The organism is Streptomyces sp. RK62 (assembly GCF_018070255.1).
Lineage (GTDB): Bacteria > Actinomycetota > Actinomycetes > Streptomycetales > Streptomycetaceae > Streptomyces > Streptomyces nigra.
In genome coordinates this window covers 1-22,339 of sequence record NZ_JAGPYD010000023.1, presented here as the reverse complement: position 1 = coordinate 22,339, position 22,339 = coordinate 1, and the positions used below count along the sequence as shown (strand labels likewise).

Genomic DNA, 22,339 nt, shown 5'->3' with positions numbered 1-22,339 from the left:
CGGCGCTTCTACGGTCCCTCCGCATGACACCGACCAGAGCCGCACGTCCTCGACTCGCCGTCCTGGTGACCCTGCTGGTCGCCCTGACCGCCGCCGTCCTCACACCCGGCCGGGCCGCCGCCGCCTCGCTCCAGGAGGTCACCGGGTTCGGGTCCAACCCCGGTGCGCTGCGCATGTTCCGGTACGTCCCCGACGGGCTGCCCGCCGGGCGGCCGGTGGTCGTCGCGCTGCACGGGTGCACCCAGAACGCCGCCGGCTACGGCACCGGCAGCGGATGGCTCCAGCTCGCCGACCGCTGGAAGTTCTCCGTCGTGCTCCCGCAGCAGCAGAGCGCCAACAACCTCTCGTCCTGCTTCAACTGGTTCCAGACCGGGGACATCGCGCGCGGCCAGGGCGAGGCCGCCTCGATCGCGCAGATGGTGGACCGCCAGCTCGCCGACACCTCCGGCGACGCGTCCCGGGTCCAGGTGACCGGGCTGTCAGCCGGGGGCGGTATGACGGCCGTGATGATGGCGGCCTACCCGGAGAAGTTCGCGGCCGGCGGGATCGTGGCCGGGCTGCCGTACGGGTGCGCGCAGGCCGCCGGGTCGCCGTACGTCTGCATGTACGTGGGCGCCACCCAGAGCGCCCGGCAGTGGGGTGACCGGGTGCGGGCCGCGCGGCCCGGGTACACCGGGCCGTGGCCGACGCTGGTCGCCTTCCAGGGCACGGCCGACTACACGGTGAAGCCGGTCAACATGACCGATCTGACGCGGCAGTGGACCGACGCGCACGGCACCGACCAGACCGCCGACGTCAGCGACACGGTCGCCGGGTTCCCGCACCAGGTGTACCGGGACTCCTCCGGGCGCGGGGTCGTGGAGACGTACAGCCTCACCGGGATGGGTCACGGGCAGCCCGTCGACCCCGGCACCGGAGCCGAGCAGTGCGGGACCGCCGGGGCGTATCTGCTCGACGTGAACCTGTGCGCCGCCCACCGGATGGGGCGGGCCTGGGGACTCGGCTAGTCGTGTCCGACCTGGGCGAGGCGGTCTGTCGTCGGGGGCCGTCGTCCGGGATGCTGCTGAGGCATGAGCAGACCCGTGAACCGTCGTGGGACAGACAGTGCCTCCCGTGCCCGCGGGTGGCGATGGCCGGTGGCGCTGGCCCTGGTCGCCGCCTTCCTCGGGCCCGGGGCGCAGGCCGGCGCGGACTCCGACCGCTCCGGTCTGCCCGAGGCCGTCGACGCCGTGCTCGGGGACCCGCGGATGGAGGGCGGGACGGCGAGCGTGGTCGTCGCGGACGCGGCCACCGGCGAACTCCTGTACCAGCACCTCCCGTCGTCCCGTCTGATGCCCGCCTCCAACACCAAGCTCGCCACGTCGGCCGCCGCGATGGACGTCCTCAGCCCCGATCACCGGTTCACCACCGAGGTGCTGGCCACCGGGCGGCGCCATGGTCCCGTGCTCAAGGGGGATCTGTATCTGCGGGGCACCGGCGACCCGACCCTCCTCGCCGGGGACCTCGACGCCCTCGCCGCCCGGCTGGCCGCGTCCGGGGTGCGGCGCGTCGAGGGACGGCTCGTCGCCGACGACACCCGGTTCGACGACCAGCGGCTCGGCCGCTCCTGGGCCGCCGACGACGAGTCCGCCTACTACTCGGCGCAGATCAGCGCCCTGAGCCTGGCCCCGGACACCGACTACGACACGGGCACGGTGATCGTCGCCGTGCGGCCGGGGGCGGCGGCGGGCGACGCGCCCGTCGTCACCGTCACCCCGGACACCGGGTACGTCGACGTCGAGGTGGAGGCCCGGACGGTCGCCGCCGGCGGGGCGCAGTCGCTGACCGTCGAGCGGGAGCACGGCACCAACACCCTCGTGGTCACCGGCACCACCCCGGTCGGGGGCTCCGGCGCCAAGGAGTGGATCAGCGTCTGGGAGCCCACCGGCTATGCCGCCGCCGTCTTCCGGGAGGCGCTGGCGGACCACGGGATCACGGTCGGCGGGCCCACCCGGCTCGGCCGGCCGACCCCGGAGGGCGCCCGGCGGCTGGCCGCGCACGACTCCATGCCGCTGAGGGACCTGCTGGTGCCCTTCATGAAGCTGTCCAACAACATGCACGCCGAGATCCTGACCAAGGCCATGGGGTACGCGGTGTCGGAGAAGGGCACCTGGGACGCCGGGCTCGCGGCGATCGGCGGCTATCTGCGGAAGGCCGGCGTCGACACCGGCCGGCTCCGGCAGGCCGACGGCTCCGGGCTGTCACGGATGGACAACTTCCCGGCCGACCAGTTCGTACGGCTGCTGCGGGGCGTGCGCGCCGAGCCCTGGTACGCCGACTGGGTCCGCTCGTTGCCCGTCGCCTGCCATCCCGACCGGTTCACGGGCGGCACGCTGCGCTCGCGGATGTGCGGGACGCCTGCCGCGCTCAACGCCCGCGCCAAGACCGGGTCGTTGACGGGGGCGTCGGCGCTGTCGGGTTATGTCACCGACGCCGGGGGACGGGAGCTGGTCTTCGCCGTGATCCTCAACAACTACCTCGCCTCGTCGGTGAAGGCGCTGGAGGACGCGATCGTGGTGACCCTGGCCGGTTCGCGGGAGGAGGCCGCGGTGCCGGCTCCCGCGCTGAGAAGCGGCGGGAGCGGCGGCGGCCTCGAGTGCGCGTGGCGCAAGCCCGCCCTGTGCTGAGCGGGTGATGGCCCGCCCCGGACCCGTACGGGGGATTTCCGGATCCGGGGCGGTGCCGGTGCCGCGGCCGTCATGGGGGTGGGGCCGCGGCTGATCGGGGCGCCGGCGCCGGGGGAGGACGCCGGCGCGGCCCTCAGGGGACAGAGGTCAGGCGAAGGCGGGCGCGTTGCGCCGCGCCCAGCCCGCGAACGAGCCCGCGGGACGGCCCAGGAGACGCTCGACGTCAGGGCTGACGCGCTGCTCGGCGGGCACCGGCTCACCGAGGATGTCGAGGGTGCCGTCGATGACCGGCTCCGGCATGAACCGGGCCATGTGCTCGCGGGCCTGCTCGCGGGTCAGCTCCACGAAGCCCACCTCCTCGCCGAGGGCCTCGGCGAGCGCGGCGGCCTGCTCGCGGGGGGTGACGGCGGCCGGGCCGGTCAGCTCGTACGTCCGCCCGGCGTGGCCGTCCTCGCGCAGCACCACGGCCGCGACCGCGGAGATGTCCGCCGGGTCCACGACGGGCAGGGCCACGTCGGCGAACGGGGCGATCACCGCGCGCTGGGTGCGGACGCTCTCGATCCAGGCGTAGGCGTTGGAGGCGAAGCCGCCCGGGCGCAGGATCGTCCAGTCCAGGCCCGAGCCGCGCACGGCCTCCTCGTACTCGCGCAACCGGCCGTGCGAGAGGGCGTCCGGGCGGGTGGCGTTGATCTGCGAGGAGAGCAGGACGACGCGCCGCACCCCGGCCTCGCGGGCCGCGGCCAGCACCTCGACGGCGGGGGCGCCGCCGCCCAGCAGATCACCGGCGAGCAGCAGGAACAGCGCCTCGGCGCCCTCCAGGGCGGGGCCGAGCGTCGAGGGATCGGCGAGGTCGGCGCGGACATGCCGCGCTCCCTCCGGCAGGTCGTGGGAGAGGGGATTGCGGGAGACGGCCGTGACCTTCTCGCCCGCGGCGGCGAGCGCCTCGACGAGCGGACGGCCGACGTTCCCGGAGGCTCCGGTGACAACGATCATGAGAACTCCCAAATACGGGTGAACAAGGGTGAGTTGGTGCCAAGTGGTGCGATGTCTTCGACAGTAGCATCCTCGGTATAGTAGGTACCTAGAGGAAAGTGACTAGGGAGTCGTCGCGTCCTCCCGTTCCTCGTAGCGGGACCGCAGGGCGCGCCCCAGCCGGGCCAGATGGGCGCGGGCCGCGGGCGGCCCCACCACCTCCACCCGGTCGGCGAGCCCCGCCAGCTGTGCCGCGAGCACCTCCAGGGACGGGCCGGCCGCCTCGATCTCCCGGCGGCCGTCGCCGAGCAGCCGCCCGATCCGCAGCCGCCCGCCGAACAGCCGCTGCAGCACGGGCAGGGCGTCCGGGTCGGCGTGGGCCGTCACGGCCGCCGCGAGCAGCCGGTCCTCCAGCCGCCCGGCCAGCGAGCGCCAGGCCGCCGCCAGATCGAAACCGGCGGGCCGCCGCACCGGCTCCCCGGTCGGCTCCACCGAGGCGATCCGGCCCAGCCGGTAGGAGCGCAGGCCGTCCCCGGTGCCGGCCACCAGATACCAGTGGCCCGCCTTGTGGACGAGGCCGAGCGGGTCCACGGTCCGTTCGGCCGGCTCCTCGCCGGGGCGGGCGTACCCGAGCCGGACCCGTACGCCGTCCAGCACCGCCCGCTCCAGCTCCGCCAGATGCGGGTCGGCCGCCGTCACGGCGGTGCCCGACCAGTCCAGCTCGTCGACGATCCGCGCGCGGGACGCCGCCTCCGCGTCCGGCCGCAGCGGCTCCGGCACCGCGCGCAGCAGCTTCCGTAACGCGGCCCGCAGTTCCGGGGAGGCGCCCGACGATCCGGCCGCCAGGAACAGCGCCCGCACCTCGGGCGAGGTCAGCCCGGTCAGGTCCGTGCGCGCCCCGCCGACCAGCCGCCAGCCGCCGCCCCGGCCGCGCTGGGCGTACACGGGGACACCGGACGCGGTCAGCGCCTCCAGGTCGCGGCGCGCGGTCCGCTCGGACACCTCCAGCTCGGCGGCGAGCTCCGCCGCCGTGACCAGGCCGCGCGCCTGGAGGAACAGCAGGGCCGCCACCAGCCGGTCAGCGCGCATCGCCGCTCACCCTTTCGGGAAAAGAGGCCGGAGGGTGGCCCATTTCGCCGGAAGACTCGACGGCATGACGAATCCCGCGAACACCTCCGCCACCCCGCCGCTCGCCGACCCCCGCGACGGCCTGTTCAAGGCCGTCGACCTGGCCGGTGACGTGCTCGCGTCCGTGCGGCCCGAGGACTACGACGGCACCACGCCCTGTCCGGACTACTCGGTGCGCCAACTGTCCCTTCACCTCGTCTCCGTGCTCCGCCGTGTCGCCGTGATCGGCGCCGGTGGTCAGTTCTTCGCCGTTCCGCACTTCGCCGAGGACGTCGCCGACGGTGCCTGGGCCGAGGCCTGGGCCGCCGGGACGAAGGAGCTGCGGTCGGTCTGGTCGGATCCGGCGGTCCTGGGCCGGGAGATCGGGCTGCCCTGGGGGCCCGTCCCCGGCGCCGCCGCCGCGGTCATCTACACCAATGAGTTCGTGCTGCACACCTGGGACCTGGCCCAGGCGACCGGCCAGACGCCCGCCTGGGACGACGCCGTCCTGGCCGCGCCGCTGGCCGTGATGCACCGGGCGGTGCCCCGTGAACCGCGCGGCGGCCAGGTGCCGTTCGGGCCCGTCGTGGACGTCCCGGAGGACGCCCCCGCCATCGACCGCCTCGTCGGCTGGTACGGCCGCCGGCCCTGACCCCGTCCGGTCCCCGCGGGTGCCCGGAGGGGAGGGCACCCGCGGGGCGGACGGCGATAGCGCGCTCAGGCGCCTATGGACTGCGGGAAGCGGAAGAACCGGTGCGGGTCGTACGTGCTCTTGATCCGGGCCAGCCGCGTGTAGTTCTCCGCGTAGTACGACTGTCTCCAGTCGGTCAGTGACGGGTCCATCCAGTTCTGGTAGCTCTCCCCGTTGGACAGCGGGTCGACCGTGGCGAACCCCCGGTCCACCCAGGTGTTCGCGACCGCCTTCGCCTCGTCGGTCACCTGGGCCGGATCGTTGATCAGGACCCGGTAGTTCACCGAGAAGAGCGAGTCGCGGTGCACATACGCGGTCGCCGTGCGCGACAGCTCGTTGGCCGCGCCGCCGAAGAAGTGGAAGTCCAGGTAGCGGGCCTGGCCGGCCCGGCGGTCCGCGTCGAACGCCGTCATCACGTCCGCCCAGCCGCTCGCCGCGTACGGCGTGCTGCCCAGCCGCGTGCGCTCCAGGCCGTAGGCGGGCCGGGACAGCGTGCCGGAGGGCGTCTTCTCGGAGCGCTGGCACTGGTCCTCGGTGAGCGTGGCGCAACCGAAGATCATCATCATGAGCTGCTGGTACGTCATCACGCCGTCCTGGCGCTGCACCGGCGCACCGGTCAGCGCGAGCAACCGGGCCGTCTCGGCGGTGAGTTCGGCCGGGGTGCCGCGTGAGGCGAGGAAGACGTTGGCCTGCGGCACCGAACCCGGGGCCGCGTCGGGCTGCACCACATAGGCGCCGCCGCCGATCGAGTGCGGGGCGTCCACCAGCCAGCGGGCCACCCCGTCGAGGACGTCGGCCATCCGGTCGTACGGGAAGATCAGGTTGCTGATCGCCATCTGGTCGCCGGTGTGCGGGGTCACCGTGAAGCGGGTGACGACACCGAAGTTGCCGCCGCCGCCCCCGCGGATCGCCCAGAACAGGTCCGGGTTCTGCTTCGCCGAGGTGGTCACCACCCGCCCGTCGGCCAGCACCACCTGCGCGGCTGTCACCGCGTCGCAGGCCATGCCGGTCGGCCGGGTCAGGAAGCCGAAGCCGCCGCCCTGAAGGAAGCCGCCCGCGCACACGGTCGGGCAGCCGCCCTCGCTGACCACCAGGTGATGCGGGGCCAGCGCGTTGAGGATGGTGACGTTCTGCGCGCCCGGCCCGATGTCCACCGACGAGGCGCTGTTCACCGTCACGGCGTTCAGCTGCGACACGTCGATGATCAGGCCCGGTGTCGTGGACCAGCCGCCGTAGTTGTGACCGCCGCTGCGGACGGCCGTGCGCACGCCGTGGTCCTGGGCGAAGCGCACACAGACCGAGACGTCCGCCGCGCTGCGGCAGTAGGCGACGGCCTGCGGGTTCACCGCGTCGAACTGCCCGAGCTCCAGCTGCCGGGCGACGGTGTAGTAGGGGTCGGAGGGCAGCACGAGCCGGCCCGACAGGCGGCTCGCGAGCCGGGCGTACGGCACACCGCCGCCTTCGGCGGCCACCGGAACGGCGGGTACGAGAGCGAGACCGGCGGCTGCCGAGCCGGCGCCGAGCAGGGTTCTACGACTGATCACACGGTGTCCCAGAGTCGATACGGGTGACGGACGGTCGGGGAGCGGCCCGCACAGGGCCTCGCGCTCGGGGGTGACGCCACGCCCTGTGCGGACCGGATCGGGGGGCGGCGGTCAGGAGACCTTCTTGCCGCGCACGGCGGACTTCGCGACGCCCTTGAGCATCGAGCGGCCCAGGTCGCGCATCTCCTTGGGGCCGTTGGTGCTGGCCCACCACATGAACTTGATCATCGTGGGGGTGGTGGCCCGGTAGAAGCGGTGGTCCTCGCCGTCCTTCCAGCCGAACGGCGTGTTGACCGACTCGCAGTCGTTGATGGCCTGGAAGACGATGTCGGCGGCCTTGTCGCCGTCGATCTCGCCGGCCTCGTACTTCATGCAGGTCTCGTGGGTGACGTCCAGGAGGTGCTTGAAGGCGTGGCTGTCCGGCCACCACAGGCCCGGGTAGGGCGCCTTCTCCATGTTCCGGAAGTGCTGGTCGTCGCCGGTGAGTTCGTACTCCTGACGGGCCTGGATCTGCCGCATGGTGGCGGGTGTGGTGAAGCAGGCCCAGACCCGGAAGACCGCGTTCCAGAGCCGGAAGTGGGAGAAGGCGATGTAGGAGCTGTCGACGATCATGTCGTTGTACGTCAGCAGCCCCTGCTCCAGGCGCTCCACGTACGCGAAGCGCTCGGCGGAGAAGTCGCCGTCGCGCAGCGCGTCCAGGACGCGGTAGCACAGCGCGTCCACCACTTCGAAGGTGTTGGACAGGCCCCGCGAGTACAGCGGGTCCACGAAGCCGGCCGCGTGCGACATCAGGCACCAGCGGTCGCCCACGGTCTGCTTCGAGGAGTACTGGATGCGGTCCGGTGTGGAGATCCACTCGCGCACCCGGCGCGCGCCCTCGAACTGCCGCTTCACCGCCGGGTACATGTCGAGGTAGTGCTGGAACTCCTCGTCCGGCGTCTTGTCCTTGGGCTGCGGGTACAGCCGCTCGTCGAAGGTCAGCCCGACGCTGCACACCGGGTTGCGGGAGTCCTTGTAGTTGTCGAACGGGATGATCCAGAACCAGCCGCGCTCGATCAGATGGTGCAGGGTGCCGCCGTGGAAGGGGGACTCGGCGGGCGGGCGCAGCGCGTCGGGGTAGCCGCACACGTCGTCGTAGGGCTTGATGCCGACGTAGTGCGTGAACATGGAGCGGGCGTGGTGCCGGATCCGTGTCGGCTTGTCGCGCAGGTCGAACTTCTGGGCGAGCGGGGAGCGGAAGCCGCTGGCGTCGATGAGGTACTTCGCGCGGAAGACCTCGCCGTTCTGGCCGGTGACCGTGACGCCCTCGTCGTCGAAGTCCAGGTCGGTGGCGCGCCAGTTCTGGCGCAGGGTGCAGCCGTACTTGGCGGCGACGTTGAAGTAGTAGGTGTCGGTGTCCTGGCGGAACATGTGCGACGCCTCGGTGAGCATCTTCGGGATGACGAACATCGTCGCCTCGCCCGGGTCCGGCTCCCGATTGGGGACGTGCCGCACGAAACCGAAGCTCTGCTTCCTGCCGTGGTGGGCGCCGATGTGCTTGGTGACGGCCTTGATGTCGAGCAGGTGCTTGAGCTCGGGCACGTCGTAGCGCACGGCGAGGATGTGCAGCCACTCCACGAGCTGCGGGTTCTGCGACTCGCCGACGGCGAACCGCGGGTGCTGGCCGGCGTCGACGAGCACCACGTCGGCGCCCTGCCGGGCCAGGATCGCGCCGGTGATCGATCCGCCGATCCCGGCGCCCAGGATGATGACGTCGCACTCGGTCCACTCGCCGGGCTGCGGTGGCGTCTTCTGCGTCTCGGCCTTGCCGGTCAACTCGGGACTCCTCTTCTGACGGGTGGGGGCTCAGCCGGCGGCGGGGGCGCCGAACCAGCGCTGCAGGGCGGTGGCCAGACCGTCGGCGGTGCCGTCCGTCCCCACCCAGGCGATGTAGCCGTCGGGGCGCACCAGCAGGTCGGCGGAGGGCGCCTTGGGGTCGGGCCGGGAGGCGGTGACGACGTCCACGCGGTCGGCCCAGCCGGCGGCGGCCTTCGTCAGGGCCTCGCCGCCGCGCAGGTTCAGCAGCAGCGGGCGGCCACGCGTGAGCAGCGCGTACGTGGTGGTCTTCTCGTCGCCGACCAGCAGGTCCTGGTCGGGCAGCCGGCGGCCGAGCAGCGGGTGGCCGCCCTCGCCCATGTCGTAGGCGATGTCCAGGCCGGTGACCAGGCCGACCAGATGCCTGCGGACCGCCTCGATGCCGACCAGCTCGCCGAACAGCTCGCGCAGCGGCTGCATCTCGGGGCCGCCGAGGTACAGGGAGCGCTGCACCAGGGTGTTGGCGACGATCCGGCCGCCGACCGGGTGGCGCTCGGAGTGGTAGGTGTCCAGCAGGCCCTCGGGGGCGTGGCCCTTGAGCGCGGCGGCGAGCTTCCAGCCGAGGTTCACCACGTCGCCGACGCCGGCGCTGATGCCCTGCGCGCCGATCGGGAGGTGGATGTGGGCGGCGTCGCCGGCCAGGAAGACCCGGCCCTCGCGGTACTCGGCGGCCTGCCGGCTTGCGTCGGTGAAGTAGCTGGTCCACAGCGGCCGGTGGCCGGTGATGTCCTCGCCGGTGACGCGCTGGAAGGCGGCGGCGACCTCGGGGAAGGTGGGCGGTTCCGTCGTCGGGCGGACCCCGGCGCCGCGCTCGAAGACGACCACACGGGTGGCCTTCGGGCCGAGGGGCAGCACCACGACCATGCCGGACTCGCCGACCTCGCCGGTCGGGCGGATGCGCAGCTCGTTGGTGGCGACGTCGGCCATCAGCATCTCGATGGTGGCGCTGGTGCCGGGGAAGTCGATGCCGGCCAGGCGCCGCACGGTGGAGCGGGCGCCGTCACAGCCGACCAGATAGGCGGCGCGCAGCGTCTCGGTGCCGTCGGGGCCCGTGACCTCGACGGTGACGCCGTCGTCGTCCTGCGTCATGCCGACGACCTCGTGCCCGCGGCGGACCTCGGCGCCCAGGCCGGTCGCCCAGGTGTGCAGGATCGCCTCGGTCTTCGACTGCGGAACTCCCCGGACGCCGAAATTGCCCCCCTCGACGATGCGATAGTCGATGGGCAGTCCGCCGAAATGGCCGAAAGGTATCGTCTCGAGTTCGCCGAATTCTTCGAGAAGTCCGCGCTGCCCGAACTCCTCGATGGTGCGTGCGGAAAATCCGAGGGCGCGGGACTGCTGCATGGGCGCGGCCAGCCGGTCGAGCACCAGCACCTCATGCCCGGCCAGGCGGAGTTCACCGGCGAGCATGAGTCCGGACGGGCCGGCCCCGGCGACGATGACGTCGGCATGAAAACGGTTCATGTTTCCTCTCCCAGTGGATTTTTCACCAGTATTCCGGGGGAGCCGGGGAAGCTGAACGGCCGTAAGTACAGGTCTCTGACAAGTTTCGTCAGAGAATTCTCAGCAGGGTCAGGCGGTGGAAATACACCGAGGGCGCCGGCGGTTTCGCGCCCGGCGCCCTCGGCTGGTGTGATGCCCGCTCACAGCAGGCCCAGCACCCGGTCCACGTCGATCTCGATCACGACCAGGCCCGGCGGCTCCGGCGGCGACGACCAGTAGCGCTTGGCGTACCGCCGGACGCCCTCCTGGACCCGGGCCGGGTCGTCGTGCACGGTGGCCGTGCCCTCCAGGGTGATCCAGCGGGGCCCGGCCGTCTGGCACAGGGAGACCCGGCCGCCGGGCGCGGCCAGCACGTTGCGGGCCTTGCGCCGGGTCACCGCGGTCATCACCCGGGCCAGTCCCGCCTCACCGTCCCAGGTGAAACGCACGGGCGTCACATGGGGCGAGCCGTCGGGGCGGAGCGTGGTGAAGGTGCACAGCTGGTTCTCGGCGAGGAAGTCCTCGGCCGCGGAGGACAGACGCGGTGACGTCGGCATGGCGGGGCTTCCGTTCTCAGGCGTGGGGGGCGGCGGCCGGCTGGTCCGCGGCCCGGGTGAAGGGCAGCAGGAGCAGCGTGAGGACCAGGCCGGCCGCGGCGAAGCAGGCACCGGCGAGGAACGCGTCGTGGAAGACCTCGGTGCGCGCCTGGATCACCCGCTCGGGCACCCCGTCCGCCCACTCGGTCAGCTGCTCGACCTGGCGGAAGGCGTAGGTGGCGGCCACGGCGAGGCCGAGGGCGCCGCCGACCTCCTGCGCGGTGTTGATGAGACCGGCGGACAGACCGGACTCGTCCTCCTCGGTGCCCGTGAACGCGGCCACCTGCACCGGCACGAACGACAGGCCGAGACCCAGGCCGGAGATCAGGAAGGCGGGCAGCAGGTCGACCACGTAGGAGGCGTCGGACGGGGCCCGCCACAGCAGGAACATGCCCACGCTGGTCAGCGTCAGACCGGCCATCAGCACCGGCTTGGGGGCGACCTTCGTGACCAGCTGGGAGGCGATGCCCGCGCCGACCGCGACGATCACGGCGAGCGGGACGTAGGCCAGACCGGTCTTCAGCGCCGACCAGTTCAGGACCTGCTGCATGAACAGGCTGGCGAAGAAGAACAGGGTGACGCAGGTGCCGAGCAGCAGGACCGCGACGACGTTGGAGGCGCGCAGCGACTTGCGCTTGAAGATGCCGAGCGGGATCAGCGGCGCCTGGGCGCGGCGCTCGATCAGCAGGAACGTGATGAGCAGGACCGCGGAGAGGGCGAAGCCGCCGTAGACGCGGGCCATCGGGACGTCGGAGTCGTCGACGGTCTGGCCCAGGCTGAAGATGAGCAGCACCAGACCGGCGGTCAGGGTGACGGCGCCGGCGACGTCGAAGGAACTGCTGCGCTCGGCGGCCCGGCTCTCGGCGACGACCCGCGGGGCGAGCAGGGCGAGGACGAGGCCGATCGGCACGTTGATGAAGAAGATCCAGCGCCAGCCCGGGCCGTCCGTCAGCAGACCGCCGAGGGTGACACCGGCGACGGCGGCGATACCGCTGAGCGCGCCCCAGGCGCCGAGCGCCTTGTTGCGCTCCGCGCCCTCCTCGAAGTTGTTGGCGAGCAGGGACAGCGCGGCGGTCGCGATGAACGCGGCGCCGAGGCCCTGGGCGCCGCGCGCCACGATCAGCATGGCCGCGCTCTGGCCGAACCCGGCGAGCAGCGAGGACGCGGCGAACAGGAGCAGGCCGGTCTGGAGCATCCGGCGGCGGCCGAAGGCGTCGGCGAGCCGGCCGGTCAGCAGCAGGAAGCCGCCGAGCAGCATCCCGTAGGTGGTGACGATGTACTGCAACGACGTCTGGGAGATGTGCAGCTCGTCCTCGATCGTCGGCAGGGCCACGTTGACGATCGACACGTCGAGGAAGGTCATGAACCCGGCCAGGCAGAGGAACGCCAGGATGAGGCCCGGGCGCTTCGGCGGGGCCGACGCGTCGGTGGAGTGGGGAAGGCGCAGCGACTCTTGGGTCGACATGTCGCTCCTAGTGGGAGGTGAACGGAAGGGTTCCGTAGGGACGGGACAAGGAGGGCAAGGACATGGCGCGGGGCCGGGAGCGGGAACGCTCACCGCCTTCCGGGAAGCTAGCATCCTGGGTAAAGTAGGTACCTAGAGGAAAGTGGCTTCCTGGGAGGATCCGCATGGACGGCACGGGCACCATGGGCGGCGCCGCGAAGCACGGCGCAGGGGTCGACTCGGAGCTGGCGTGCCCGGTCTCCCCGGTGGTCGACATCGTCTTCAGCCGCTGGACGACACCGATCCTGTGGACGCTGAACGAGTTCGGCCGGCAGCGCTTCGTCGAGCTGCAGCGCAACATCCGCACCATCACGCCGAAGGTGCTCACCCAGCGGCTGCGCCAGATGGAGCGCGACGGTCTGGTGATGCGCACGTACCACCCGGAGGTGCCGCCCCGGGTCGAGTACGAGATCAGCGAGCTCGGCCGCAGCCTGGCGCCGATCTTCGCCCACCTCGCCGACTGGTCCGCGGAGAACCTGCGCAAGGTCGAGCGGGCCAGGCGGGAGTACGACGAGGCCGACCTGCCGGCCGGGGTGGCCCGCTGACGGGTCAACCCCGCGCCTGGGCCGTGGTGCTGAGCACGCGCATCGCGCCCTTGTAGAAGACCAGCGGATCGGCCTCCTCCTCGGACGTGCCGAGCGCGGTGACCTCGCCGACCAGGATGGCGTGGTCGCCGCCGTCGTACTCCTCGGCGAGACGGCACTCCAGGAACGCCAGCGCCTCGGTGAGGACCGGCAGCCCGCCGGCCGAGCGGTGGTGCGGGACCTCCGCCAGCCGCGCCGACTCACGGCCCGCGAACTTCCACGCGAGCCCTTCCTGACTACGGGTCAGGAAGTTGACCACGAAGCCCCGGGAGCGCTGGAGCACCGGCCGCAGCCGGGACTGCCGGTGCAGGCAGAACAGCACCAGCGGTGGCTCCAGCGACACGGACGTGAACGAGTTCACCGTGGTCGCGGCGCCGTCCTCCGGTCCGCCGGTGGTGATCACGGTGACGCCGGTGGCGAAGCTGCCGCACACCGAGCGCAGCGCGCGGCCGTCGACCGGTGGCCGCGGCTGCCGGTCGTGCGGGGACAACGACTGGACGGGTATCACGGGAAACCCCCTCGTCAGGTGCGCGGCGCGGTCGCGTCCGCGACGGGTGTGCGGGTGGTGGGGAGGTCGCCGACCGTGAGGTGCTCGCGCCGGGACAGCAGCGGGGCCGCCATCGCCGTCGTCACGAGGGCCATGATCACCAGCATGGTGAACATCCGCCCGTCGAGCACACCGAGGCTCACGGCGGCGTTGAGGATGATGAGTTCGGTCAGGCCCCGGGTGTTCATCAGCACGCCCAGGTCCTTCGCCTCGCGCCAGGACAGCCCGGACAGCCGGGCCGGGGCGATCGCGCCCAGCAGCTTTCCCGCGCAGGCCACGGCGACCACCAGGGCAAGCGCCAGGCAGTCGGCCGCCGTCAGCGCGCCGAGGTCGACACCGAGTCCGGTGACGATGAAGAAGACCGGCAGCAGGATCACGCTGACGTCGTCCAGCGGCCGGCGCAGATGCGCCGCGAGGACCCGCCGGGGCTCGCGCGGCATCACGAAGCCGAACAGGAACGCGCCGAAGATCTGGTGGATGCCGATCCACGACGTCACCCACGACGAGGCGAACACGCCCGCGCACAGCACCGCGAGCAGCGCCGGCCAGCGCTCCATCGCCGCCCACCGCCACACCAGCCGCGAGATCAGCGGCCGTACGACGACGAGCATCACGGCGACGTACACCACGCTCAGCGCGCCGATCCGGGCCAGGTCCGCGTAGTCGCCGTCCGAGCTGACCAGCGCCGAGACATACGCCAGCAGACACCAGGCGAGGACGTCGTCGATCGCGGCGCTCGCCAGTGACAGGGCGCCCACCCGGGTGTCCATCAGCTTGTTCTCGGCCAGGATCCGGGCCAGCACGGGGAACGCGGTGACGGACATCGCGGTGCCCATGAAGGTGGCGAACGCCAGGAACGAGATGTGCTTCCCGGCAACCGTGTCGTGGTGCGGGTACAGCACGACGGCCGCGGCCACACCGAGCCCGAAGGCCAGCACGATCGACGACAGCGAGACGCCGGCCGCGAGCCGGGCGTGCGGCCGGATCAGCCGCCGTTCGAACTCCCAGCCCACCACGAACATGAACAGCACCAGGCCGACCTGCGACACCGCCGACAGCAACGGCCGTACGTCGGACGGGAAAAGCCGCTCCGTGAGGTTGCCGGGGAAGAGGCCCAGCAGGCTCGGGCCGAGCACGATGCCGGCCGTGATCTCCCCGATCACCTTCGGCTGGCCCACCTTGCGGGCGAGCGCGCCCAGACCGGCCCCGACCAGCAGGATCACCCCGATGCCCAGCAGCATCGCGGCGATCTGGTCCTCCTGCACACCGGCCGCCAGGGCCCTCATCGGGCGCCCGCAGGACGGGGCGGACTGCCTGTCGACCACACCAGCTGGAACGACAGCTCCGTCAGCCGCCAGCCCGCGCCGGTGCGCCGGGCCGCGCCCCGCACCAGCGTGCCGGAGACGAACAGCGGATCGCCGGGGGTGTCCGGGTGGTGCACGTGTGTCGAGACCAGGTTGGCCCGCAGCACCGCCCGCTCGTCACCGGTGAGGTCCACGACCGCCGGCGAGTTGAGGTGCTGGGTGCGGGCGAAGGCGTCCAGCGCCCGCCGGTGCCAGTCGGCCAGTCCGCCGACGCCCTCGTGCCGGGCCATCGGGAACTCCACACGGGCGTCGTCGGTGAACAGCGCGCGCGCCCAGTCGTCGTCGAGCTTTTCGTCGTCGAGGCCTAGGAGATATCGGTCGAGCAGCCCGCCGATTTCGGCTTTCGCAGTGACGGAATTCATCACCCGAGCATCGCGCGAGGGCCGGCGGGCACCCAAAGCACTTGTCGAAGACCTGACGTAGCCGCAGAAGATCTGACCCTGCTGGGAAAGACCTGACAAACCGCGCGGAGTCCTGAACAGCACGCCCTTCACCGGGAGATGACGCCTTGTCATGCTGATCGGGAAGCACCGATCACCATTCGAGTTCCGCTTCCTTTCACCCACTGCCGACCGGAAGAGAAGAGAGAATGCCGAAGATCGCCGCCGATGGTAAGAACCTGACCGTCCTCAACCTGTTCTCCACCGACTCCGCGGAGAAGCAGGACAGCCTGCTCGCCGCGATGCGGGAAATCGTCGACTCCGCCACCTACGAGGGCTGGCGCTCCAGCACCGTGCACAGCGGCCAGACCAAGTTCGGCACCGCCAACTTCATCCAGTGGCGCTCCACCGAGGACCTGGAGGCCCGGTACGCCGGCGAGGAGTTCAAGCACCGCACGCTCCCGCTGTTCGGCGAGATCACCACCGCCATCCGGCTGCTGCAGAACGAGGTGGTCTTCACGCAGCAGAAGCCCGGCGCCGGCGAGACCGAGATCTCCCCGGACCGCGACGACTACACGGTCATCGACCTGTACGGCGTCACCGAGAAGCACCAGGACGACCTGGTCGAGGCCCTCGGCGCGTCCCAGGACTGGCTGCAGAAGGTCCCCGGGTACCGCAGCCACACCGTGCTGCGCGGACTGCGCGGCCGCAACATCGAGGGCAAGTGGGTCGTCGTCTACTCCCAGTGGGACAGCAAGGAGGCGTACGACGCCTTCCGCGAGCAGCCGGCCGCACAGCGCTCGGCGGAGCGGCAGAAGGTCGACGCCGCGGTGGACGCGCTGGCCACCTGGCGCGACTCCAACACCTACCGCGTGGTGCACACCCGGTCGGCCGGCGAGTGAGGGCAGGGGGTCCCGGCCGGGCGGGGCGACCCGCCCGGGCGTGACGGACCCCCGGTGGAGTCCAGATGCGCGTACTCGTGATCGACCCGGACGACGGGTCCGCCGAACCCCTGGTCTGCCGCCTGGTGCGCAACGGGCACCAGGTCCGGCGGGCCCGCACCGGCCGGGCGGGACTGCGGGCGTGGGAGCAGGCCGAGGTCGTCCTGCTCGACCTCGACCTGCCGGACCTCGACGGTCTGCAGGTGTGCGCCGAGATCAGGGCGCGCGGCAGCACACCGCTGATCACCTTCACCGGCCGGGACTCCGAGCTGGACCGGGTGCTCAGCCTGCGCTCCGGCGCCGACGACTGCCTCGTCAAGCCCTACGGCTTCCGGGAGCTGGCCGCCCGGATGGACGCCGTCACCCGCCGCGTCGTCACCGGCGGCGGACCGGCCGGGGTGTCCTTCGGGGCGCTGCGGCTGGATCCCGGCACCCGCGAGGCCTGGCTGGGGGAGCGGACGCTGGAGCTGACCCGCAAGGAGTTCGACATCCTGCTGCTGCTCGCCTCCGCGCCGGAGACCGTGATCTCCCGCCGGAATCTGATCGCGGGGGTCTGGGCGGACGAGTGGGCCATCTCCACCCGCACCGTGGACACCCATGTCAGCGCGTTGCGCGCCAAGCTCGGCGAGGGCTGGATCACCACGGTGCGCGGCGTCGGCTACCGGCTGGAGGACGCCGCCCGCACCGGCCGCCAGGCCCTGTCGGACATCCCCTAGGCGGCGTCGCCCTCGCCGTCCTCGGCCTCCTCCGCCTCCAGCGCGGCGTCGCGCGAGGCGAGGAGGGCGACGGCCCGCTCCGGGGTGAGCTCCAGCGTCGGCAGGATCTGCGGCATCGCCACGCTCGGCAGCAGATGCCGGAACATCGCGATGACCCGGCGCGTCAGATCCCGGCGCTGGCACAGCACCTGCGACGTCCACTGGATGCCGGTGAAGGCCCCGGACAGCAGCTCCGCCGTCTCCGCCGGATCCACGTGCGGCAGCAGCTCCCCGCGCTTCCGCGCCTCGTCGAGCAGCTCGGTCAGCCGGTCCGCCCACTCCTGGAACGGGCGGCCGTGGAACGGGTTGCCGCCCTCCCCGTTCTCCCCGCTCTCGCTCCACTGGTCCATGGCGAGCCCGACACTGGCCCGGGTGAGCGGATCGTGCTGCAGCTGATGGGCGAACAGCAGCCCCTGGTCGGTGAGTTCCTGCAGCTTCGTGCGCTGCGCGGGCAGCGGCCCCAGCTCCAGCTGCGCCGCTATCACCCCGAGGGCCAGATCCTCCTTGGACGAGAAGTGGAAGTACAGCGCCCCCTTCGTCACGCCGGCCCGCGCGATGATCTCCGTGATGGTGGCCGTGCTGTAGCCACGCTCGTCGAACACCTCCGCCGCCGCCAGCAGGATCGACGTGCGGGTCTGGATCGCTCGCGCTTGACGTGCCATGCCCCCGTGCCTGTTTCTATGTCAGAGCTTGGTCAGGTTCCCCCGCAAAGAGAACCGGACTGCCAGTCTTTTGTCGAGAGGGGAACTATTCCCGCATCACTCGACTCAGGGGGCACTCCATGGCTGATCCCGCTATATCCGTAGTCGACAGGTTCATAGGGTCCCGTCCGCATCTGACCACGGCGCAGGAACGATCCGACACCGCCTCGGTGGCCCCGACGGCCCGTCCGGGCCGTCCGCACGCCGAGCACACCCCGGCGAACCGCCCCGAACAGACCCTCGTTCGCCTCGCATACCAGACCGACTCCCCGGTTCTGATTCCCGATGGACGGGCCACCGGGGAGCTCTGCCACCGCCCCGACCCCGCCGACCGCTTCCCGGTCGACTGGCTGCGGCTGTCCGAACACCGCTACCTCGTCAGCGTGGACTGGCCCGCCGCGCACCGCTTCTTCGCGCCGCTGCCCGGCGGACGGCAGGACCCGATGCTGGTCGCCGAGACCACCCGGCAGGCCACGATGATGCTGGCGCACGCCGAGTACGGCGTCCCCGTCGGCGACCAGTTCCTGATGCAGGAGCTCGGCTACCGCCTGCTGACCGACGAGTTCACCGTGCTCGCCGCCTCCGGCCCGATCGACGTGGTCGTCGAGTGCTCCGACGTCCAGTTGCGCGCCGGGCGCCTCGTCGGGATGCGGGTCGACCTGCGCTTCCAGCGGCTCGGCCGGGTGCTCGCCACCAGCATGGGCGTCCTGTACTGCACCTCCGCCCGCGTCTACCGCAGGCTGCGCGGCTCGAGCATGGGCGCCGCCGGCCGCTCGGTGCCGCTGCTGCCCGCCGTCCCCGCCCACGAGACCGGCCGCACCGATCCCGCCGACGTCGTCCTCGCCCGTTCCAAGCACCGTCCCGGCTGGCGGCTGCGGGTGAACGTCGCCCACCCGACGCTCTTCGCCCGCCCCAACGACCACGTCCCCGGCATGGTGCTCCTGGAGGCGGGCCGGCAGGCGGCCGCCGCGCTCACCCCCGGGCACGACTTCCACCCGGCCTCGATGCGGGTCGCCTTCCACAAGTACTGCGAACTGGCCGACCCCTGCTGGATCCTGGCCGGCTACGAGACCGACCCCGAGCTGGGCGTGGTGGTGCGGGTGCGGGGATTGCAGGGGGAGGAGCCCGTGTTCACCGCGACGCTCTCCGCCGCCGTACGGGACGACGGGTGACCCGGCACCTCCTGGTGACCGGGTCCGGTGGGTTCGTCGGCGGCCATGTGGTCGCCGCGGCCGGCGCCGCGGGGGGCGTACGGCTGCGGCTGCTGGTCCGCACGGTCCCACCGCCCCGTCCCGGCCCGGCGGCGGGCGTCCCGGTCACCTATGTACGCGGCGACCTCACCGAACCCGCCTCGCTCACCGGTGTCTGCGACGGCGTCGACGCCGTGGTGCACTGCGCGTCCCGCGTCGGCGGCGACCCCGAGGCGCTGCGGCGCACCAACGCCCTCGGCACCCGGGCCCTGGTCGAGGAGGCACGGCGGGCCGGCGTCGGGCGGTTCGTGTATCTGAGCACCGCGGCGGTGCACGGCCGAGGGCCGTTCCGCCGGGCCCGGCCGGACGGACTCCCGGTCGCGCCCGGGTCGGACACCAGCCGGACGCGGGCGGCGGCCGAGGCCCATGTGCGCGCGGCCGGCGGCACGGTCCTGCGGCCCCACCTCGTGTACGGGGCGGGCGACCGCTGGGTGGTGCCCGGTGTGCTGACGCTGCTGCGGACGCTCGGCGCCCTGCCCGAAGGACCGCTCGGACGGCAGTCGGCGGTCGACGCCGCGGCCCTGGGGAGGGCACTGCTTTCGGCCGCGCTCACCCCGTCGGAACGTGCGGGCGGTGTCCGGTTCGTGGCCCATCCCCGGCCGGTACGCGGCGAGGAGCTGATCGCCGCGGTCGCCGAAACGTACGGTCTAATTCCGGGGGCCCTCCCCACGCTGCCCCTCGACGAGGCACGCGCCCGGCTGCGCGGGCATCCGGTGGCCCGGCACCATCTCGACCTGCTCGCCGTGGACCACTGGTTCGACGGCACGCCGGTCTGGGACGCCCTCGGCCGTTCCCCCGGACCGGAGTTCGCCGAGGGCCTCGCCCGGTACGCGGACCGGTACCGGAACGCGGAGCCCGCCCCGGAGCGGGGGCCCGGCCGGGCTCAGCCCACGCCGGACGCCGTCCGTTCCGGGCCGACGGTCTCGTCCGGGGCGAAGGGCAGGTAGCGGGAGACGGCCACCGCGTACTCCACCACCTCGTCGGTCCCGCCGGGGTTCAGCCGGCCGAGCAGCTCCGGTACGGCGAGCCCCGGCAGGAAGCCCTGCCAGAACCCGGTGAAGGCGAGCCGTGTCCGCTCCGCCTCACCCCCCTTGATCAGCACCCCTATCCCCGTCGTCGCGGCGACGATCGCGCAGGTCACCGCCTGGAGGTGGACCTGCTTCGCCAGGCTGCCCTCCTGCCGCGCCCGTTCCAGCAGCCGCCGCACGCTCGCGTGCCAGCCGTGCAGGAACCGCTCCCGCCCGCGCCGGGACCGGTCGTTGTCCAGCCGCAGCCCGGACCGCGACACGACGTCCCAGCACAGCAGTTGGCTGAGGGTGTGGGAGACGTCGGTGAGCGCCTGGAGCGGCTCAGGGGTGCGCTCGTACGCGCTGCGGGCCGCGAGCCAGAGGGTGCCGCGGGCCTCGCTCACGACGGCCTGTGCCAGCTCCTCCTTGTTCGCGAAGTGGAAGTGCAGCGCGCCGGTGCTCATGTTGGCCCGCGCGCTGATGTCGGAGAGTCTGGCCGAGGCGTAGTCCTCACGGTCGAAGACCTCGGCCGCCGACTTGAGCATCAGCCGCCGGGTGCGGATCGCCCTCTCCTGTTGTAGTCCCACCTGCGTGCATCCTCTCATCCCGCCCGTCCCGAAACGGACTTGAAGGTCTGTTTAGCGGGCGCGAGTGCCCACCCGAGGGGAGCGTCGGTGTGGTCGGCGGCCCTCAACGTTATCGACACTCCGTCAGTACTGCCCAGAAGATCACACTTTCCCACCTCAGGACCAGGCTGAGGGTGAAGTGGAAGCAGGGAATCAGCCGACCGAGAACGTTCTGGACGGTATACCACCGCGTTCCCGGGAGCGGAACACGTCCGGCGCGACCGTTTCAGGTCCCTACCTGCGCACCTTTGGTTCTTCAGGGGGAGGTCAAGAACATACCGCGTTCGCCGTCAGTGGCTGTTCGCATCTGGTTCACGGTCGAAAATTACTCGCGAGGCGAAGTGGAGATCGTGAGAGCGATGACGCTGTGCAGCGGAATTGATCCTTCACTTTGCATCAACTCCGGCGAAAGCCGCAGTTGTTGTGACTGATAGTAAGTTTACCTAGTCTTTTTTTGACAAACCGAGAGGTAGGTTTTTAGGCTCGTCCAGCGAAGTGCTCGAGCGGGAACTACGTGTTCAGGGGGAGAGCAGTGAGTCAACGCGCCACGAGCAGCACTCTGGAGATCCGACAGCCCGTCCCGGCCCAGATCCGCAAGTCCACGACCAACTGGCGGGTCCTGGTCGTCGAGAACAACACCGGCGACAGGGAGGCGCTGGCCGCCGGACTCCGGCGGCACGGTCACCATGTCGAAGGGGTCGCCACGGGGAACGCGGCCCTGCAGTCGTACCAACTCTCGGACATCGTCCTGCTCGACCTGGAACTGCCCGACGTGGACGGCCTGGAGGTGTGCCGCTCCATCCGCGCGCTCAGCGACGTACCGCTCATCGCCGTGACCGGGTGGGGCACGGAACTGGACCGCGTCCTCGGCCTCCAGGCCGGCGCCGACGACTACCTCGTCAAGCCGTACGGCTTCCGGGAGCTGATGGCCCGGATGGACGCGGTCATGCGCCGCTCCCGACCGCAGATCCAGGCCGAACAGGTCGTGCTGCGCGGGCCGTTACGCATCGACGCCGCCTCCCGCGAGGTCAGCCTGCACGGCCGGGTCGTCGAACTGACCCGCAAGGAGTTCGACCTGCTGCATCTGCTGGCCTCCCACCCGGAGACCGTGATCTCGCGCAAGCGGATCATGCAGCAGGTCTGGGGCGGTTCCTGGTCACGGCGCACCGTCGACACCCATGTCAGCAGCCTGCGCGGCAAGTTGGGCGGCAGCGACTGGATCGTCACCGTGCGCGGGGTCGGTTTCCGCTTCGGCAGCGGCTGACGGCACATCCGGCGGGAGGCGACACACACGCCACCCGCCGGCCGGACACAGGGCGGGCTCCGCACGACGGAGCCCGCCCTTTCCGCTGCCCGGACGCCTTTTCCGGACTCCGTGAATCCGTATGTACGGATGGGGATTCGGAAAGCCGCGCCCCACGCCCCGACGGTCCGCCTGACGCTTTTCTGACATTCGCCTTGCCCTGTGCCAACAAAGCGGTAGCGGGCCTGTCGATCTGGTCCGAAGGCTTAATGGGCGACGGTTGAACAGCGCCCTCTCCCGCGCCGACGATGGACAGGTATTCGGGCGCCGCCCAGGAAGTCGAAATACCCGGGGCGCGCTCGGTCATCCCAGAATTCTGCCGAGCGAGGAGAGGGCCGTCGTGCGCAAGGTGCTCATCGCCAACCGTGGCGAAATCGCTGTCCGCGTGGCCCGGGCCTGCCGGGATGCCGGTATCGCCAGCGTGGCCGTCTACGCGGAACCGGACCGGGACGCTCTGCATGTCCG

At 71.8% G+C, this 22,339-nt stretch carries 22 protein-coding genes; 10 read left to right on the top strand and 12 right to left on the bottom strand.

The genetic code is table 11. From position 1 onward, the window contains the following. Positions 1-23 precede the first annotated feature (23 nt). On the top strand, positions 24-1,007 hold the full coding sequence (locus KBY32_RS32635; RefSeq protein ID WP_210982619.1) for a PHB depolymerase family esterase: 984 nt from the start codon (positions 24-26) through the stop codon (positions 1,005-1,007). Between the two features lie 63 nt (positions 1,008-1,070). Continuing rightward, complete coding sequence (gene dacB / locus KBY32_RS32630; RefSeq protein ID WP_210982618.1) at positions 1,071-2,666, top strand: D-alanyl-D-alanine carboxypeptidase/D-alanyl-D-alanine-endopeptidase; 1,596 nt, start codon at positions 1,071-1,073, stop codon at positions 2,664-2,666. A 147-nt stretch (positions 2,667-2,813) separates the two neighbouring features. Here the strand turns inward: dacB and KBY32_RS32625 are convergent, their stop codons facing one another. Both KBY32_RS32625 and KBY32_RS32620 read right to left on the bottom strand, forming a co-directional pair. Then, positions 2,814-3,659: an SDR family oxidoreductase gene (locus KBY32_RS32625; protein ID WP_210982617.1), complete on the bottom strand. Its 846-nt coding sequence runs from the start codon at positions 3,657-3,659 to the stop codon at positions 2,814-2,816. Positions 3,660-3,761: 102 nt separating this feature from the next. Beyond that, complete coding sequence (locus KBY32_RS32620; RefSeq protein WP_055624638.1) at positions 3,762-4,727, bottom strand: YafY family protein; 966 nt, start codon at positions 4,725-4,727, stop codon at positions 3,762-3,764. A gap of 64 nt (positions 4,728-4,791) precedes the next feature. Between KBY32_RS32620 and KBY32_RS32615 the strand changes: the two genes are divergently transcribed. Then, the gene (locus KBY32_RS32615; protein ID WP_210982616.1) at positions 4,792-5,397 is read left to right on the top strand and encodes a TIGR03086 family metal-binding protein; all 606 of its coding nucleotides are present in this window, start codon (positions 4,792-4,794) and stop codon (positions 5,395-5,397) included. 65 nt (positions 5,398-5,462) lie between these two features. Here the strand turns inward: KBY32_RS32615 and KBY32_RS32610 are convergent, their stop codons facing one another. The 5 genes from KBY32_RS32610 to KBY32_RS32590 all read right to left on the bottom strand — a co-directional run bounded on the left by KBY32_RS32610 (position 5,463) and on the right by KBY32_RS32590 (position 12,377). Further along, positions 5,463-6,980: an FAD-binding oxidoreductase gene (locus KBY32_RS32610; protein WP_210982615.1), complete on the bottom strand. Its 1,518-nt coding sequence runs from the start codon at positions 6,978-6,980 to the stop codon at positions 5,463-5,465. Between the two features lie 111 nt (positions 6,981-7,091). Next, positions 7,092-8,795, bottom strand: coding sequence for an NAD(P)/FAD-dependent oxidoreductase (locus KBY32_RS32605; RefSeq protein ID WP_055624635.1), 1,704 nt, complete (start codon positions 8,793-8,795; stop codon positions 7,092-7,094). Between the two features lie 30 nt (positions 8,796-8,825). After that, positions 8,826-10,298, bottom strand: a complete 1,473-nt coding sequence (locus tag KBY32_RS32600) for an FAD-dependent monooxygenase (RefSeq protein ID WP_210982614.1) — start codon at positions 10,296-10,298, stop codon at positions 8,826-8,828. A gap of 179 nt (positions 10,299-10,477) precedes the next feature. Next, on the bottom strand, positions 10,478-10,873 hold the full coding sequence (locus KBY32_RS32595; protein ID WP_108707155.1) for a pyridoxamine 5'-phosphate oxidase family protein: 396 nt from the start codon (positions 10,871-10,873) through the stop codon (positions 10,478-10,480). A gap of 16 nt (positions 10,874-10,889) precedes the next feature. Continuing rightward, on the bottom strand, positions 10,890-12,377 hold the full coding sequence (locus tag KBY32_RS32590) for an MFS transporter (RefSeq protein ID WP_055624632.1): 1,488 nt from the start codon (positions 12,375-12,377) through the stop codon (positions 10,890-10,892). Between the two features lie 164 nt (positions 12,378-12,541). On the opposite strand from KBY32_RS32590, the gene KBY32_RS32585 reads away from it, so the two are divergent. Continuing rightward, complete coding sequence (locus KBY32_RS32585) at positions 12,542-12,961, top strand: helix-turn-helix domain-containing protein (RefSeq protein ID WP_210982613.1); 420 nt, start codon at positions 12,542-12,544, stop codon at positions 12,959-12,961. Between the two features lie 4 nt (positions 12,962-12,965). On the opposite strand, the gene KBY32_RS32580 is transcribed toward KBY32_RS32585, so the two are convergent. From KBY32_RS32580 to KBY32_RS32570, 3 genes are read right to left on the bottom strand one after another with little or no spacing between them, the layout of a single operon-like run. Continuing rightward, a complete protein-coding gene (locus tag KBY32_RS32580) occupies positions 12,966-13,508 on the bottom strand; it encodes a flavin reductase family protein (RefSeq protein WP_210982612.1) in 543 nt (180 codons plus the stop codon). Positions 13,509-13,522: 14 nt separating this feature from the next. Further along, the gene (locus tag KBY32_RS32575; protein ID WP_210982611.1) at positions 13,523-14,833 is read right to left on the bottom strand and encodes a cation:proton antiporter; all 1,311 of its coding nucleotides are present in this window, start codon (positions 14,831-14,833) and stop codon (positions 13,523-13,525) included. Further along, the gene (locus KBY32_RS32570; protein ID WP_210982610.1) at positions 14,830-15,273 is read right to left on the bottom strand and encodes a nuclear transport factor 2 family protein; all 444 of its coding nucleotides are present in this window, start codon (positions 15,271-15,273) and stop codon (positions 14,830-14,832) included. Before KBY32_RS32570 ends, KBY32_RS32575 begins: the two co-directional genes overlap by 4 nt. Positions 15,274-15,500: 227 nt before the next feature. On the opposite strand from KBY32_RS32570, the gene KBY32_RS32565 reads away from it, so the two are divergent. Further along, positions 15,501-16,193, top strand: a complete 693-nt coding sequence (locus KBY32_RS32565; protein ID WP_055624630.1) for an antibiotic biosynthesis monooxygenase — start codon at positions 15,501-15,503, stop codon at positions 16,191-16,193. A 65-nt stretch (positions 16,194-16,258) separates the two neighbouring features. After that, positions 16,259-16,948, top strand: a complete 690-nt coding sequence (locus KBY32_RS32560) for a response regulator transcription factor (protein WP_210982609.1) — start codon at positions 16,259-16,261, stop codon at positions 16,946-16,948. Here the strand turns inward: KBY32_RS32560 and KBY32_RS32555 are convergent. Beyond that, positions 16,945-17,649 (bottom strand): ScbR family autoregulator-binding transcription factor, encoded by a 705-nt coding sequence (locus tag KBY32_RS32555; protein WP_210982608.1) that lies wholly within the window; start codon positions 17,647-17,649, stop codon positions 16,945-16,947. The two genes, KBY32_RS32560 and KBY32_RS32555, sit on opposite strands and share 4 nt — an antisense overlap. 119 nt (positions 17,650-17,768) lie before the next feature. Between KBY32_RS32555 and KBY32_RS32550 the strand changes: the two genes are divergently transcribed. Both KBY32_RS32550 and KBY32_RS32545 read left to right on the top strand, forming a co-directional pair. Then, positions 17,769-18,860, top strand: coding sequence for a ScbA/BarX family gamma-butyrolactone biosynthesis protein (locus KBY32_RS32550; protein ID WP_210982607.1), 1,092 nt, complete (start codon positions 17,769-17,771; stop codon positions 18,858-18,860). Continuing rightward, on the top strand, positions 18,857-19,885 hold the full coding sequence (locus KBY32_RS32545; RefSeq protein WP_210982606.1) for an NAD-dependent epimerase/dehydratase family protein: 1,029 nt from the start codon (positions 18,857-18,859) through the stop codon (positions 19,883-19,885). The genes KBY32_RS32550 and KBY32_RS32545 overlap by 4 nt, the downstream gene beginning before the upstream one ends. Here KBY32_RS32545 and KBY32_RS32540 read toward each other — a convergent pair. Continuing rightward, complete coding sequence (locus KBY32_RS32540; protein ID WP_159039114.1) at positions 19,822-20,532, bottom strand: ScbR family autoregulator-binding transcription factor; 711 nt, start codon at positions 20,530-20,532, stop codon at positions 19,822-19,824. The two genes, KBY32_RS32545 and KBY32_RS32540, sit on opposite strands and share 64 nt — an antisense overlap. A 598-nt stretch (positions 20,533-21,130) precedes the next feature. Here KBY32_RS32540 and KBY32_RS32535 point away from each other — a divergent pair. Both KBY32_RS32535 and KBY32_RS35755 read left to right on the top strand, forming a co-directional pair. Then, positions 21,131-21,835: a response regulator transcription factor gene (locus KBY32_RS32535; RefSeq protein ID WP_234350937.1), complete on the top strand. Its 705-nt coding sequence runs from the start codon at positions 21,131-21,133 to the stop codon at positions 21,833-21,835. A gap of 379 nt (positions 21,836-22,214) precedes the next feature. Then, positions 22,215-22,339 (top strand): biotin carboxylase N-terminal domain-containing protein (locus KBY32_RS35755; protein ID WP_210982650.1); only part of this gene is annotated, 125 nt, incomplete at its 3' end.

What these genes read in the sequence shown, in the direction of transcription:
- KBY32_RS32575 (WP_210982611.1), bottom strand. Translation starts at nt 14,833, where the DNA reads ATGAGGGCCCTGGCGGCCGGTGTGCAGGAGGACCAGATCGCCGCGATG.
- KBY32_RS32585 (WP_210982613.1), top strand. Translation starts at nt 12,542, where the DNA reads ATGGACGGCACGGGCACCATGGGCGGCGCCGCGAAGCACGGCGCAGGG.
- KBY32_RS32615 (WP_210982616.1), top strand. Translation starts at nt 4,792, where the DNA reads ATGACGAATCCCGCGAACACCTCCGCCACCCCGCCGCTCGCCGACCCC.
- KBY32_RS32555 (WP_210982608.1), bottom strand. Translation starts at nt 17,649, where the DNA reads ATGGCACGTCAAGCGCGAGCGATCCAGACCCGCACGTCGATCCTGCTG.
- KBY32_RS32595 (WP_108707155.1), bottom strand. Translation starts at nt 10,873, where the DNA reads ATGCCGACGTCACCGCGTCTGTCCTCCGCGGCCGAGGACTTCCTCGCC.
- KBY32_RS32560 (WP_210982609.1), top strand. Translation starts at nt 16,259, where the DNA reads ATGCGCGTACTCGTGATCGACCCGGACGACGGGTCCGCCGAACCCCTG.
- KBY32_RS32635 (WP_210982619.1), top strand. Translation starts at nt 24, where the DNA reads ATGACACCGACCAGAGCCGCACGTCCTCGACTCGCCGTCCTGGTGACC.
- KBY32_RS32565 (WP_055624630.1), top strand. Translation starts at nt 15,501, where the DNA reads ATGCCGAAGATCGCCGCCGATGGTAAGAACCTGACCGTCCTCAACCTG.
- KBY32_RS32550 (WP_210982607.1), top strand. Translation starts at nt 17,769, where the DNA reads ATGGCTGATCCCGCTATATCCGTAGTCGACAGGTTCATAGGGTCCCGT.
- KBY32_RS32625 (WP_210982617.1), bottom strand. Translation starts at nt 3,659, where the DNA reads ATGATCGTTGTCACCGGAGCCTCCGGGAACGTCGGCCGTCCGCTCGTC.
- KBY32_RS32620 (WP_055624638.1), bottom strand. Translation starts at nt 4,727, where the DNA reads ATGCGCGCTGACCGGCTGGTGGCGGCCCTGCTGTTCCTCCAGGCGCGC.
- KBY32_RS32600 (WP_210982614.1), bottom strand. Translation starts at nt 10,298, where the DNA reads ATGAACCGTTTTCATGCCGACGTCATCGTCGCCGGGGCCGGCCCGTCC.
- dacB (WP_210982618.1), top strand. Translation starts at nt 1,071, where the DNA reads ATGAGCAGACCCGTGAACCGTCGTGGGACAGACAGTGCCTCCCGTGCC.
- KBY32_RS32570 (WP_210982610.1), bottom strand. Translation starts at nt 15,273, where the DNA reads ATGAATTCCGTCACTGCGAAAGCCGAAATCGGCGGGCTGCTCGACCGA.
- KBY32_RS32590 (WP_055624632.1), bottom strand. Translation starts at nt 12,377, where the DNA reads ATGTCGACCCAAGAGTCGCTGCGCCTTCCCCACTCCACCGACGCGTCG.